At 38.5% G+C, this 13,361-nt stretch carries 14 protein-coding genes; 7 read left to right on the top strand and 7 right to left on the bottom strand.

Going from position 1 to position 13,361, the window contains the following annotated elements:
* Window positions 1-11 precede the first annotated feature (11 nt).
* The 4 genes from LVD47_RS16330 (at window position 12) to LVD47_RS16345 (ending at window position 5,229) form a co-directional block, all read left to right on the top strand.
* Window positions 12-1,067: a FecCD family ABC transporter permease gene (locus LVD47_RS16330; protein WP_236978835.1), complete on the top strand. Its 1,056-nt coding sequence runs from the start codon at window positions 12-14 to the stop codon at window positions 1,065-1,067.
* Window positions 1,064-1,855 (top strand): ATP-binding cassette domain-containing protein, encoded by a 792-nt coding sequence (locus LVD47_RS16335; protein ID WP_236978837.1) that lies wholly within the window; start codon window positions 1,064-1,066, stop codon window positions 1,853-1,855. Before LVD47_RS16330 ends, LVD47_RS16335 begins: the two co-directional genes overlap by 4 nt.
* 111 nt (window positions 1,856-1,966) lie before the next feature.
* Window positions 1,967-3,034, top strand: a complete 1,068-nt coding sequence (locus tag LVD47_RS16340; RefSeq protein WP_236978839.1) for a hemin-degrading factor — start codon at window positions 1,967-1,969, stop codon at window positions 3,032-3,034.
* Between the two features lie 26 nt (window positions 3,035-3,060).
* Window positions 3,061-5,229 (top strand): TonB-dependent receptor plug domain-containing protein, encoded by a 2,169-nt coding sequence (locus LVD47_RS16345; RefSeq protein ID WP_236978841.1) that lies wholly within the window; start codon window positions 3,061-3,063, stop codon window positions 5,227-5,229.
* A 23-nt stretch (window positions 5,230-5,252) separates the two neighbouring features.
* Here LVD47_RS16345 and LVD47_RS16350 read toward each other — a convergent pair whose 3' ends face one another.
* The 4 genes from LVD47_RS16350 to mnmG all read right to left on the bottom strand — a co-directional run bounded on the left by LVD47_RS16350 (window position 5,253) and on the right by mnmG (window position 9,916).
* The gene (locus LVD47_RS16350; protein ID WP_236978843.1) at window positions 5,253-5,858 is read right to left on the bottom strand and encodes a hypothetical protein; all 606 of its coding nucleotides are present in this window, start codon (window positions 5,856-5,858) and stop codon (window positions 5,253-5,255) included.
* Between the two features lie 102 nt (window positions 5,859-5,960).
* Window positions 5,961-6,509 carry a hypothetical protein gene (locus LVD47_RS16355; protein WP_236978846.1) on the bottom strand — a complete coding sequence of 183 codons (549 nt, stop codon included), beginning with the start codon at window positions 6,507-6,509 and terminating at the stop codon, window positions 5,961-5,963.
* Between the two features lie 176 nt (window positions 6,510-6,685).
* On the bottom strand, window positions 6,686-8,038 hold the full coding sequence (locus LVD47_RS16360) for a vanadium-dependent haloperoxidase (RefSeq protein ID WP_236978848.1): 1,353 nt from the start codon (window positions 8,036-8,038) through the stop codon (window positions 6,686-6,688).
* A gap of 12 nt (window positions 8,039-8,050) precedes the next feature.
* Window positions 8,051-9,916, bottom strand: a complete 1,866-nt coding sequence (mnmG, locus tag LVD47_RS16365; protein WP_236978850.1) for a tRNA uridine-5-carboxymethylaminomethyl(34) synthesis enzyme MnmG — start codon at window positions 9,914-9,916, stop codon at window positions 8,051-8,053.
* Window positions 9,917-10,134: 218 nt separating this feature from the next.
* Between mnmG and LVD47_RS16370 the strand changes: the two genes are divergently transcribed.
* Complete coding sequence (locus tag LVD47_RS16370) at window positions 10,135-10,605, top strand: Lrp/AsnC family transcriptional regulator (protein WP_236978852.1); 471 nt, start codon at window positions 10,135-10,137, stop codon at window positions 10,603-10,605.
* A 503-nt stretch (window positions 10,606-11,108) separates the two neighbouring features.
* Here the strand turns inward: LVD47_RS16370 and LVD47_RS16375 are convergent.
* Window positions 11,109-11,474: a hypothetical protein gene (locus LVD47_RS16375; protein ID WP_236978853.1), complete on the bottom strand. Its 366-nt coding sequence runs from the start codon at window positions 11,472-11,474 to the stop codon at window positions 11,109-11,111.
* A 187-nt stretch (window positions 11,475-11,661) separates the two neighbouring features.
* Here LVD47_RS16375 and LVD47_RS16380 point away from each other — a divergent pair, with 187 nt between their 5' ends.
* Both LVD47_RS16380 and LVD47_RS16385 read left to right on the top strand, forming a co-directional pair.
* The gene (locus LVD47_RS16380) at window positions 11,662-11,850 is read left to right on the top strand and encodes a hypothetical protein (RefSeq protein ID WP_236978854.1); all 189 of its coding nucleotides are present in this window, start codon (window positions 11,662-11,664) and stop codon (window positions 11,848-11,850) included.
* 279 nt (window positions 11,851-12,129) lie between these two features.
* Window positions 12,130-12,405: a hypothetical protein gene (locus tag LVD47_RS16385; RefSeq protein WP_236978855.1), complete on the top strand. Its 276-nt coding sequence runs from the start codon at window positions 12,130-12,132 to the stop codon at window positions 12,403-12,405.
* Between the two features lie 287 nt (window positions 12,406-12,692).
* Here LVD47_RS16385 and LVD47_RS16390 read toward each other — a convergent pair whose 3' ends face one another.
* Both LVD47_RS16390 and LVD47_RS16395 read right to left on the bottom strand, forming a co-directional pair.
* Window positions 12,693-12,971, bottom strand: coding sequence for a GNAT family N-acetyltransferase (locus LVD47_RS16390; RefSeq protein WP_236978856.1), 279 nt, complete (start codon window positions 12,969-12,971; stop codon window positions 12,693-12,695).
* A gap of 100 nt (window positions 12,972-13,071) precedes the next feature.
* Entirely contained in the window at window positions 13,072-13,293 is a 222-nt protein-coding gene (locus LVD47_RS16395) for a lipopolysaccharide assembly protein LapA domain-containing protein (protein ID WP_236978857.1), read from the bottom strand.
* Window positions 13,294-13,361 lie beyond the last annotated feature (68 nt).

The following is a 13,361-nucleotide window of genomic DNA, read 5'->3' on the forward strand; positions in this document are numbered from 1 at the left end:
TTCAGTGAGCTATGAATATTAAGGCAAATACGGTTTTGGTTGGTATGGTAGTCTTACTATTAGCTGTTATTTGCTTTTCGCTTTTTGTAGGAGCATATTCTGTCCCCGCTTCAGATATTATCAAGTCTTTTAAAGCTGCATTGGTTTCATCGGGTAAATCTCAGGACGAATTGATTGGTGTCAATACATTCTTATTGTTTCAAATTCGATTGCCCCGTATCCTGTTATCAGGAATTACAGGGGCCGGGCTGGCCATTACAGGAGCGGCTATACAGGGCTTGTTTAGGAACCCGCTGGCAGATCCTTCGCTAATAGGGATTACCAACGGAGCAATGCTTTTTGCTGTTTTTGCCCTGGTAATGATGGGATCAATAATGGCATTTATTCCCGAGTTTTTACAGCAATCGGTTGTGGCTATTTTTGCCTTTGGTGGAAGTATAATATCTACTTATATCGTATATTTTTTATCACAACGAGGTGGTAAAACCTTTGTTGTGACAATGCTACTGGCGGGAATAGCTCTTTCGGCATTAGCTGCTGCAGTTTCCGGAATTTTTATTTACTTGTCTGACGAACAGCAATTACGGGATATAACATTCTGGACACTGGGAAGTTTCAGTGGTGCTTCATGGGGACAGTTGTTCATAGCAGCGCCTGTGATTTTATTGGGATCATTTGCTCTGGACCGATTTTCGGTATCATTAAATGCAATTCTATTAGGGGAAAATGAAGCGGAATATCTGGGTGTTGATGTAGAAAAAGTAAAATCCGGTATCATTTTATTGACTTCTTTGGTCGTAGGTGTTTGCATTGCCATGAGTGGAATTATTGGTTTTGTAGGGTTAATTATCCCCCATTTTATAAGGATATTAAAGGGGGCGGACTATCGATTTTTAATGAAGGCTTCAGCACTGGGAGGTGCTATTTTTATGATCCTGGCTGATGATCTTGCCAGGACTATAATTGCTCCGGCTGAATTACCTATTGGTATTTTATCCGCATTAATTGGAGGACCTTTTTTCTTGTGGCTGTTAATGCGGACCAACCAGGAAAGACTGATGATATGATAGAGATAAAGGGTATTGACGTTGTGAAAGGAAATCGAAAGATCATAGAAGACGTATCGTTTTCGATACGGCCTTCTCAATTTACCGTCGTTCTTGGAATGAACGGCGCGGGAAAGACTACTTTGCTAAGTGCTATTACCAGCAGAGAAAAATTAAGTAAAGGTGAAATTGTCTGGGATCGAAAAAGATTATATGATTTTGACCTTAAGGATTTGGCAGTCAGAAGGGCTGTCCTTTCCCAAAAATTTTCTCTCGGATTTCCTATGAAGGTAAAAGAATTAGTAGAAATGGGATGCTATCCTATCAAACGAAAAATATCCAATATTGAAAAAAAGGAACTCATTCATAATGCCCTTACTGAGGTAGGAATGAGGTCATTCCTCAACAGAGATTTTATCAGTTTGTCCGGGGGAGAGCAAAAAAGAGTTCTTTTGGCCAAATGTCTGGTTCAGCTAGATGACAAATGTGAACAAGGAGATTCCAAATACTTGTTCCTGGATGAACCAACCGCCTCTATAGATATCCAACACTCCTTCAAAATATTACAATTGGTAAAAGAATTAACGATAAAGAAGGGCATTGGTGTTTTTGCCATTTTGCACGATTTGAATTTGGCTGCTCAATTTGCAGATAAGATCATTATACTGAAAAATGGCAGGATCACCCATAAGGGTAGTCCAACGGAAGTTTTTAAAGAAACCCACATAGAATCCTCCTTGGGTATAAAGTCAATAATTCAGAAACACCCGTTGTTTGGGTGTCCACATATCACAACCTTACCATCATGATAGAAAATGGGATTTTGTTTGTCAAAGAAAGCATGATGATGACCTACAATATTTTTTTTCATGGTTTAAGAGTGGATAAATTTTTCAGGTTTAGCAGTAAAAATAATTGAAATGAAATCATTAAACGAACTAAGGGAAAAATCGGTTCAATTGAAAAGTGAAAATCCCAAATTACGAAATCGTAGTTTGGCCAATCAATTGGGTATTTCAGAAGCTGAATTACTTACACTTAACAATCCCCATGTAGATGTAATCGTCCTGGATGGCGATTGGAGGGAATTGTTGAAAGAGATACATACTATGGGGTATGTCATGGCACTGACTCGAAATGAATCTTGCGTACATGAAAGAAAAGGTGTTTACAATAACATTTCATTCTATGGGGGTGAAGGGAATATGGGCGTAGCAGTAAATGAGGATATTGATCTCCGTTTTTTTATGAATCAATGGGTTCATGGATTGGCAGTTATTATGCGAAGGGGGAAGATGGCGGATTTGTATTCATTCCAATTTTTTAATAAAGAAGGTGAAGCTGTCCATAAAATATTTTCCACTCCCGATTCTGATCTGGATGCATATAACTCTTTAGTAAAAAAATATATCGCTCATGACCAAAATCCTCTAGTTATTGAACAAATAGATGAGATTAATTTGGAGGATTCAGCGGATGAAACGTCTGATGTCGATATAGAAGCCTTCCAAAACGATTGGAAAAATCTCCAGGATACCCACGATTTTTTTGGAATGTTGAAAAAGTACGAATTGAACAGAACCAGAGCTGTTCGTATCGCCCCTGAAGGAATGACAGAAAAAGTAGACAAGGATGCAGTTGTTCGCATGTTGGAATTAGCGGCCGAAAGAAAAGTTCCGATTATGTGCTTTGTACATAGTAAAGGTTGTGTACAAATCCATTCGGGACCAGTAAAGAACCTCAAAGTTTTTGGGGACTGGTACAATGTATTAGATAGTAAATTTAATTTACACCTGAAAACGAATGATATATCTGAAACCTGGATTGTCAAAAAACCTACAAAAGATGGTATTGTTACCAGTTTGGAATTGTTTGATGAGGAGGGCCAATTGATTACTTATTTCTTTGGAAAAAGAAAACCCGGAATTCCCGAGTTAGAATCCTGGAGGAAATTAATGGCAGAAATTTCCAGGGCATCTGTAAAATAAGCAGGGGATAGATATACCAATACAAGATGACCAATAATTACCAATATTATAATAAACTCAAACAGGTAAGGGCTATTGACTGTAGGCAAGCTTACGGTATAGAGTATTATTTATTTTGTTTGTTTATCAGAGGAATATTGATTTTGATTATTTTGGCTCCCGAGTATTTGATTGGACAACAATCTTTACCGGAAGGGGCTGATAGTACTCTTTGGAAGCTTGATATAGATGAAGTAGTGGTTACGGCTCAGTACGAACCCACTCATTATTCAAATGCCGTCCACAACGTGAAGGTTATTGAGGAAGAAGAGATCAAAAGGCTTGGAATGGTCAATTTAGCGGAAGTACTCACTACCCAACTCAATATGCAAGTGAATACAGATCTGATTTTGGGAAGTGGTCTTACGATACAGGGTATCAGTGGAGAAAATGTACAGATTATGATTGATGGTGTGCCGGTTATTGGAAGACTGGATGGTAATATTGATTTATCCCAGATTCAGATGAATAGGGTCAAAAGAATTGAAGTAGTAGAAGGAGCCATGTCTTCACAATATGGAAGTAATGCCTCAGGCGGAGTCATAAATATAATATCGAGAACATCACAGCTTTCGGACCTACAGGTGGAATTGCGAAATATGGCTGAATCAGTAGGCGTTTTGGATAATTCATTGTCCCTGGGTACAAATGTAGGAGGCCTGTATGTTTCAGCGAGTGGTCGGAGGTATCACAGCCAGATTGCTGATGAGGATAGTCTAAGACTTCTTCAAGAAGTTCTATTACCTGATGGGAACACCTATCAAACAAAGAAGTATCCGTGGAATCCCAAATGGCAGTATTCGGGAGATGCTGTTGTGAAGTACAACTTTAGTGATTCTTTTTCGCTTCAGTACTCTTTCCGTTATTTTGATGAGAAGGTACAGAGTTTTGGGCAGGTCAGACGTCCTCAATTTAAGCCCTATTCATTTGATGATCAATATCTTACAAGGCGATCAGATCATTCGGTTTCTATGAAAGGATATTTAGGAAGTAAAGCTTATTTGACATCAACTAATGCATTTAACCAGTACGACAGGAATCTTGTCACATATAGAAAAGATTTTGATGAAGGATTAGAAGCTGAGGTGGAGGGAAGCCATGACACAACCGGGTATACAAGTATTTTAAGCCGGAATATATTGAGCTGGAACACTAAAAATAAACTCAGTACTCAAATTGGGGTTGAATATTTGCGGGAAACTGCTGAAGGAGATCGTTTGGAATCAATAGAAGGGAACGGGTCTACTTCAATGATCTCGAATTTAGCGGGGTGGTTGGGAATGAAATACAATCCTTTTGATGAGCTCACGCTTTCGGGTAATTTACGCTACGGTAATAATACGCGTTTTGACCATCCCATCATTCCTTCCATGAAGGCATTGTGGAAAATCAATAAGCATTGGAATATAAGGGCTGGATTTGCCAAGGGCTTCAGAGCACCTTCTTTGAAAGAAATGATTTTTCGATTTATAGATATAAATCATCACATTTTGGGAAATGCCGATCTAATGGCGGAGTCTTCGACTAATTTTTCTATTGATGTGGAAGGTAGTTGGCTTTTGGGGCAAAACTCAGTAGAAGTATCTACTACATTGTTTAACAATAATATCGAAGACCGTATTGTTCTGGCAGAATACGAAGCAGCCAAATATACGTATAGAAACCTTGAGGAATATGAAACCCATGGGGTGAACCTCAAAGTCGAATATCAGTTAGGTAAGAATTTTAAGTTGCGATCCGGAGGGGCTTTGACCCGGTTGTACAATATTTTTAGTTCTGAAAATTCTACACAGCGGTTTACGAATTTGTATGAATGGCAGAATAATGCGAGTATTTATTGGCCTTTAATTATGACAGACTTTACCGTTTCACAAAAATGGACGAGCAAACAACAGCAATTTTATCTCAATGAAAACGATGAGATATCGGAGGGTTTTATCGGTGGTATGAATATGGTTAATGCTTCAGTGAGTCGAAATTTCTTTTCCGATCAATTGTTTTTGTCCGTTGGCGTGAAAAACCTTTTGGATGTAGAATCAGTAGCTCTTTCCGGTGGTTCGGGAGGAGGACATTCTTCTGTGTCGGGAAACCGTGTAGTCAATTGGGGACGGTCTTTTTTCTTGAAATTGAACTATCGGTTTGAGACTTCGTTTTAACCCTTTTCTTCATTAAAATACTTCTATTTTGTCCCATTTTGAAACCGGTATGCCAGGGTTAGCATTGCACCGGAATTGTTGAGGCCGGAAATGCCGAATGAATTGTAATTGTTGTCGGGGTCTCCAGTGCTGTTATAGTTAGTATCAACGTAATTATAAAATAAATTTGGATTAATACTTCCGTATATATAAAATTCACTATTTACTTTGCAATAGCCACCTAATACTACACCTACTCTGGGACCAAAACTAAAAACTGAACGTCTGCTATTGGTAAAAGACGTTTCACTACTTGATTTATTTATTCCTATTCCGAAACTGGGGCCTATCACAAATCCAAAGTTTTGGTTGATAGGGTTTAGGTGTAAGATGCTGTAAGTCCCTGAAAATTGCATTGAGTTCAATTCAGAAGCGTAGGAATTGGATGATACAAAGGTAAGCCCAATGCCTCCTGCCAGGTTATGAAGTTTATTTTCATCTCCCCATCGATATTGAAGGGAAATATCATCTAAGCCAGATAACCCGATACCTAATTCTTTTACAGGGCTTGGATCGTTCTGTGCATTGAGGGATATAGAAAGTACCAGGGCAAAGAATAAATAAGACAATGTTGTAAATAAGTGGTTCATAATAGTTAGTGTTTAATATGTGAGTTAATTTGTTGACAGAAATCTATATACCAGGGTAAGCATGACATTAAAATTGTTGACGCCTGATAACCCATAGCCATGCTAAGTGCTTTTTGATTTTTGTTCAGGAATTGAAGGACCAGTACGCTTAGTGGTATTAATTGTATATCTATAATAAATATTAGGGTTCAGTTCTCCATATAATACCAGTTCAGGTGTGAATTTGTAATAGATTCCTAAAATTCCTCCGACCCTGGGAGAAATTAGAGTATTACTTCTGTATACAACATAAACATTTTCTTGATTTTTACTGTGGTCAAAGTTTGCATTAATACCTGCTTTCCAGCCGTAAAACCAACCTATTTTTTCTTTTAACGGTAAAAGTTTAAATGAACTAAAATGAAATCCGAGTTGAGAATCATAGCCATTATTCTCAATAACGGGATCTAATCTTCCATCGAAGTCCAGATTTCCCGAAATTCGTTTTAACTTTTCTTCATTACCCCATCGGAATTGTATTGAAAAATTATCAAAATTGTTGGTGCCAAATCCTATTTCTTTTATGGCTGCAGGAGAATCCTGGGCATTGGACTTGAAAAATAAAAAGATGGGAAGTAAAAGTAGAAAGATGTTCCTGCAAAATAAAAGCATTGTTGTTTGGTTTTATTGAAAAACGGAATAAAAAGGGTGATTTCTAATTTAAATCGATATTTTTTAATTTATTTAACATACATCGACAAAGCAAGAACTTGTAGAGGATATTTTTATTATAGGCTTAATTGTTTCCGAATAAATATAAAAGCCGGATAGCTTATTCTGGTATAGAATTATTGAATTGTACTCATATTGATCGGTTGGTTTTGGGTATGGACCCGGGAAATTATAAGTTTTCCAACTTTCTCTCCCTGTTTGATGCCTTCAGTAATGGCGGGCATGTAATGGATACCTCCGTACAGTCTACTGATAGCTGCCTCTTCGGATGCTTGCAAAAATGAATCGTATGAGCGTGCAGGCAGTCCGAATTCTTCCTCTACGGTATCAATGTATTCAAAGTTGTTCCCGAATATTTGTGTCAAAAGGATTGCAGAAGTCCGTGATACGACACTGTGACCACTTGTGTGTTCAGGGAAAGGAGGAGTCTGTAATATTGGTTTCCAATCCTCGTCGATATACTCATTGATATAGGTTTCTGGTCGGATTAAATCGGAGCGGTATTTTTCATCCCAGCAACTTATAAAAGCATCAAACAAACCTATGGAGACAAGTGTATATGCTTCTATGGTTTTATCAATTGCAAGACCTGATTTCTTACATGCCAAACCTGTAATACCTATCCAGTGCCCTCCGGGGGATATTTTTTTGGTTGCGGACATTACATGGCCTTTTTGGTGGGAAACAAATGGATTACAATCCCAGAATTTGGCAATGTCATAGCATTCTTTCTCAATCTGGTTAACGGAATCGTAAACTATCATGGCCTCTTTGTAAAAGTCGCTACCTGGTTCAATACTGAAGAGAGGAGGGGGAGGGGGGATAAATTGACTGGCGGAATCCATGACCATAGGCCGTATCTTGTTCCAGTGTGGTTCTATACCATCAATATAAGCGGGAGGGGTAGGTTCCCATCTTGAGGCATCTTTATCGTCAATATTGAATTTGGGATAAGTACGGGTTTCTTTATAGAAATCTTTATCCATCCAGGAATTAATATGTTGTACTACCTCCCTGGCATATTTTTGGGAAGCTTCCAGTTGGCCTGGTGTTATGCCTATTTCCAACCAGGCGTTGTGAAATGAATCCCGGAATGCATCCATTTTTTCTACTGAAAATACCAGTTGGCGACCGAGAAGTGTAAAGGCTTCAATAGCTGCAATGGAAGTATTGATTTGTGTGGTAGAATCTATGGGTGGAATGTTTGTAAGTCCATTAATTTGCCCTGCCAGGGAAGTTAATGTGGGAGATGCCTGTTGAATGATTTCATAGGCCGCAATTGCGGGATATGCATATACCCGGGAAGCTACTGGCGGAGAAAAAACATCATATACAATGATATCCGTTAATTGCTTGACAGACTTGTGAAATAGTTGGGTATTGTCTACCTGTATTGAAGATACTTGGTGGTCGGGAGTACAACGTACCAGTACAAGTCCAAGAAACAATATTGGCCCAATTTTTATCATTATATTATTTTTCTATCTTCCCATATGTACAAGAAGTACAGATATATCGGCTGGTGACACACCGGAAATCCTACTTGCCTGTCCTATATTCAACGGTTTTATGTGTTTGAGTTTCTCCCGGCCTTCGGAAGAAAGGGATGAAATGTTTTCATAGTTAATGCCGGTGCCCAATTGCACTTGTTCCAATCGTTTTAGTTTATCTGCTTGTTCTTGCTCCTTGGTAATGTATCCGCTATACTTCATTTCAATTTCAGCACTATCGATATATTCTTTTGAAAAATTATCCAGGAAGCGGTCAGCATCCGGAAGGTATCTCCTTATATCTTCAAAGGATACATTCGGCCGTAAAATTACGGTATGGAGTTTTATTTTCTGATGCAAAGGGGCACTCCCGATGGATTCCAGATAAGGATTTACTAATCCGGGATCGACACTAAAGTCCTTACTAAATCTTTCGATTTTATGGATAGCATTTTGTTTCTCATGAACGGAAAAGAGCCGGTCTTCCATATTTTTCATTCCGATATCAGCTGCTTTTTGTGTCAAACGGAGATCGGCGTTATCCTGTCTCAGAAGAATGCGGAACTCAGCCCTGCTGGTAAACATGCGATACGGTTCATTGGTTCCTTTATTGACCAGATCATCGATCAATACACCAATATACGCATCGTATCGATTGAGTATAAAAGGGGATTGATCGTTGACCTTCAGGTGAGCATTGATACCTGCTATAAGTCCCTGGCCGCCTGCTTCCTCATACCCGGTAGTACCGTTTATCTGACCTGCAAAGAAAAGATTCCTAATCAATTTTGTTTCAAGGGAAAGTTGCAGTTGCTGCGGGGGGAAGAAGTCGTATTCTATAGCGTAGCCGGGACGAAACATTTTTACATTTTCGAATCCGGCAATCTTTTTCAAAGCTTTGTACTGGATATCTTCCGGAAGAGAAGATGAAAACCCATTGACATAGATTTCACATGTCTTTCGGCCTTCGGGTTCGATAAACAATTGATGTCTGTTTCGCTCGGCAAACCGATCGATTTTATCTTCGATCGAAGGGCAATAGCGGGGGCCAATTCCCTGTATCCTGCCATTGAACATAGGAGAATCTTTGAATCCTTTTTTTAGTTCTTCGTGGACTTCTGGTGATGTATAGGTGATATGACAAGGCCGTTGTGTAGAAAGTTCAGGTGTTTTAGTAAAGGAAAACGTACCGGGATTTTCATCCCCGGGCTGAATCTCCATACGATCCCAATTCAAAGACCTGCCGTCTACCCTGGGGGGGGTGCCGGTTTTCATTCTGCCACTTTCAAAACCCAATTCCCGGAGTTGTTCGGTAATGCCCTTAGCTGAACGCTCTCCGGCTCTTCCCCCTCCCATCTGTTTGGACCCGATGTGGATGATTCCATTGAGAAAGGTCCCATTGGTAAGAATTACTGATTTTGACGGGATTTCCAGGCCAAGTGATGTGTATACCCCTTTGGCCATACCGTCTTTTACAATAATTCCGGTAACCATTTCCTGCCAGAAATCAATATTGGGATTTTGTTCCAGCATATGTCTCCATTTGGCAGCAAATTCCATTCGGTCACTTTGCGCCCGAGGACTCCACATAGCTGGTCCTTTGGACATATTGAGCATTCGGAATTGGATCATTGTATGATCCGTAACGATTCCGGTATATCCGTTCATTGCATCTATCTCCCGCACGATTTGGCCTTTGGCAATTCCACCGATAGCCGGATTGCATGACATCTGGGCTATGGTATTCATATTCATAGTGGCCAAAAGTACCTTTGAACCCATATTTGCTGCTGCCACTGCTGCTTCACATCCGGCGTGACCTCCTCCGACTACTATGACATCATATTCTGGAAACATGTACTAAAACTTTGATTTAGAGGGGCAAAGTTACTGAAAATTCGGGATGGATTTAAATATAAAAGTAGGATTTAATTATTTATCTAGTGCCTGCGAACCGGTTTACGTGAAGTGTCCCATTCAATATCCCATCAACACTGATGTCCTCTTCGATATCAGGTCAACCTTCTCTAAGACCATCATCAGCTATCTCAAAATTATTTCGCTATTTTTACATTATGAAAATAGACGATTTCGACCGGCAAATTATGGAGATGCTCCAGAATAATGCACGAATGACCATTAAAGAAATTTCTTCCAATTTGGGCCTTTCATCAACTCCGGTGTTTGAACGGATAAAAAGACTGGAGAAAAATGGGTATATAGACAAATATGTAGCTCTGTTGAATCGCGATCTCCTCGGGTACAAAATGGTGGCCTTTGTCCAGATTTCTTTGAGCCTTCACAACTTGCATGAGGTTAATTCATTTGTGGAAAGGATTACGGTATTTCCTGAAGTAATGGAATGTTATCATACCACAGGAGATTCAGACTTTTTATTGAAGATTTTGGTTAAGGATATGGATCAGTTTAATGAATTTATTTTAAATAAGTTATCTAATATTGAAAATTTAGGGAGAGTAAAGACGCAGTTTGCTTTGTCCACAAGAAAGCGGACGACGGCATTAGATCTGGAAGTTGATTTGTAGGGCCATATTCTGACCTATTTAAAGGATTCGAATGAAATACTTCAATAGAAAAATTCCCTGGTTATATTTTGTTTCATTAGAAGTGGGGTAAAAGGAAGTGAGGCATAAACCACTATATTAAATAATGCTTTATTTGAAACTATTATTTGCTTTGATTGAATGAATCACACCTTTTTTACAAACCTTGCTAAAACCCAGTATTATATTAATATAAGTTCTACTGTGAAAAATAAGAGCTCTGACCGCCTGCCGACTTTTGCTTTGGAGGTGGCACAAGGAGCGAAATATAATTAACCCTGGGTGCCAACCCTGGGAGGAAAACAAGTGAAATCGTCGATTCTGGCATTGATTTGCACAATGCAGTACAAGAAATAACTCTTGGTTGAGCTTAGGTTAAAATAGCGTAAATCAATTCACTACTTGATTATTTATATGATCTATAGAATCTTTGCTATTGGCTGAAACAGATTTGTCAAACTTTTATAATTTTCTGTTTTAAAACATTACGAAGTAAACTGAATCTGTAATAACCCAAAGAAACAACTAATTCCGAAATAACAAAATGACCATAACCTGCTTTCGTGAGGAACAAATTCGGAATCAGTCCAGAAGGCCGGCATGCCATTTGTAAACCAGGAAAAAACAATTGGTAAACTCATGGTCATTCCCAGCAAACAACATACACATATTAGCCAGGCTATTATGGAAATGCCTTTGTCAAACATATAGAGTATGGCATTTAAGGCAATTGCAGAAAATAAAAGGGTCCAACTCAGTGAATCCTGACCTGAAAATACCTTACTGATCAAAAGTCCAAAGACTATAATCGTAAAAATATGCAGTCCGTATTTTTTAATATAATTAAGCATTTCATTCACAACTTATTGCAGGAAAAATGAAAGCAAAAATTGTTCCAAATATTAAATTAATTCTTTATGTATTGAGTTAAATTAAAAGTTTGCTGTACAATGAATAGCTAACTGCCTGAAAAACGGCAATTTGGACCAATCTTGACCGTTTTTTGCCCGTCTTATTTTAAGAAAAAACCAAATTATTATGAGATTATGTAGTATAGCGACCTTGTTTATTGGGTTGATGTTGATGGGATGCGAGAAGCCTTATTCTGATGCTTTCTCTTCGGAAGGATTCTCGATCCGGATAGGTGAGAATATAGCATTTGGTCATGAAAGTATAGATTATTACGACTATTCAAGTCACTTGATCTTCCCGGAAGATGAAATTTAACTACGGGAAAATTTGAAAGGAGGATTTAGGATCTACGCGGATGGAAAGGAAATATATAGCGGAAATACCTGGGGTGATATTCCTTTGTATTCTTCCTACCATCCTTTTGAACCAATGATCTAATCTGATTTTTATCCAAACTATGTAATTCCTATATCTTATCCTCATTTAGAAGGTCAATCCGATCCCCGGGAGGACAACAGGATTATTGATGCTCTGAAGCGCTATAATAAATTTCATGCCGGGCTCACTTGCGAAATTACTTCATTAGGGAGAAATATGTCAGGAGGCATAGAGTTAAATTTGAAGTTACGTAACGATGATTCAATTAATTATTATCATTTGGATCCGGGCAAAATGGGGGTTGGGTTGTTCGGCTATTTTACGGCGGGGTTGAATATTTTTAATGTTGAAAACGGGGAGTGGATATCCGGTGAATTACCGATAATCAAACCCAATTCGAAAGATGAATGGAAACATGCGTGGCTCTCATTGATCCGTAGTGGAGAACAAAAGGAAATTATACTACATTATATAAAACTATGGAGAAATTGAGCCAGGACGTTACCGTGTCCATTTCGATTTCCCCGGACTCACCTATCAGGTAAGTCGGTATGAATTTAACCTGAATGATGGAAGGATCTGGCTGGGGAAAACGAATGTGCAAAGACAATTGATTATAGAATAATTAGTTGTAATCACCGCAATTTCCTAAGAAAATATGGTAGCATATACCGATATAGTCTTACAGGAATCGAACCCGGCATTGGGCTCATGTCAAGGGCCCCCTTAAAAGACCAACCCTTACTCCCCATGTCGCTTTGACACCGTTATTGATCTTCTTACAGGACGTCCCTAATTTCAGGAGTTTTCTCAAATACACTTTTGGCATATGGGCATAGCGGAATAATTTTTAATTGATTGCCTCGAGCATATTCTATTGCTTTCATTACCAATTGCCTACCTACTCCCTGCCCTTTAAATGCGGGACCCACTTCGGTGTGGTCAAGGATGATTTTGGTACTTCCGGCTTTGCTATATGTCAGTTTTCCGGCTTCCGATCCATTAGAAACTGCTGTAAAAGCACCTTTGCTCCCTGTTTGATCGTGTTTTATTTTCATTTCTTTCCAAGATTATGTTACAAATCACTTTTTTACTCCATTTTGATTTCTCTAAACCTACATTTTAAAGATCTGAACCCGACCCTCAAACTCGAAAACTTTACGTTTTTTTCTTCCCGGATTTAACAAGTGATTTAAACATAGAGAAAAGTAATCCTCCGGAAATAGCCCCCAGGATATACGTAAGTACTATGGTTAATGTAAGGGAGAGATCTTTTTGCCATTTCAAAAAGGATATAGTTACTATATCATAGTTTTGAAGAGCAAATATTAGAGCCACAATAATTAAGAAAAATAATATAAATCTTTTAATATACCTCATGGTGTTTAAATTTAAGAATAAAGGAAATAATAAATTTACGTAAGTTCGACAGAGAAAATAAGAGCTCT

Source organism: Membranihabitans maritimus (assembly GCF_021729145.1).
GTDB classification, from domain to species: Bacteria; Bacteroidota; Bacteroidia; order Chitinophagales; family Saprospiraceae; genus Membranihabitans; species Membranihabitans maritimus.

Coding starts and splice junctions, on each gene's coding strand:
- LVD47_RS16395 (WP_236978857.1), bottom strand. CDS start 13,293: ATGAGGTATATTAAAAGATTTATATTATTTTTCTTAATTATTGTGGCT.
- LVD47_RS16335 (WP_236978837.1), top strand. CDS start 1,064: ATGATAGAGATAAAGGGTATTGACGTTGTGAAAGGAAATCGAAAGATC.
- LVD47_RS16385 (WP_236978855.1), top strand. CDS start 12,130: ATGTCAGGAGGCATAGAGTTAAATTTGAAGTTACGTAACGATGATTCA.
- LVD47_RS16345 (WP_236978841.1), top strand. CDS start 3,061: ATGACCAATAATTACCAATATTATAATAAACTCAAACAGGTAAGGGCT.
- LVD47_RS16355 (WP_236978846.1), bottom strand. CDS start 6,509: ATGCTTTTATTTTGCAGGAACATCTTTCTACTTTTACTTCCCATCTTT.
- LVD47_RS16350 (WP_236978843.1), bottom strand. CDS start 5,858: ATGAACCACTTATTTACAACATTGTCTTATTTATTCTTTGCCCTGGTA.
- LVD47_RS16330 (WP_236978835.1), top strand. CDS start 12: ATGAATATTAAGGCAAATACGGTTTTGGTTGGTATGGTAGTCTTACTA.
- LVD47_RS16380 (WP_236978854.1), top strand. CDS start 11,662: ATGAGATTATGTAGTATAGCGACCTTGTTTATTGGGTTGATGTTGATG.
- LVD47_RS16370 (WP_236978852.1), top strand. CDS start 10,135: ATGAAAATAGACGATTTCGACCGGCAAATTATGGAGATGCTCCAGAAT.
- LVD47_RS16390 (WP_236978856.1), bottom strand. CDS start 12,971: ATGAAAATAAAACACGATCAAACAGGGAGCAAAGGTGCTTTTACAGCA.
- LVD47_RS16340 (WP_236978839.1), top strand. CDS start 1,967: ATGAAATCATTAAACGAACTAAGGGAAAAATCGGTTCAATTGAAAAGT.
- LVD47_RS16360 (WP_236978848.1), bottom strand. CDS start 8,038: ATGATAAAAATTGGGCCAATATTGTTTCTTGGACTTGTACTGGTACGT.
- mnmG (WP_236978850.1), bottom strand. CDS start 9,916: ATGTTTCCAGAATATGATGTCATAGTAGTCGGAGGAGGTCACGCCGGA.
- LVD47_RS16375 (WP_236978853.1), bottom strand. CDS start 11,474: ATGCTTAATTATATTAAAAAATACGGACTGCATATTTTTACGATTATA.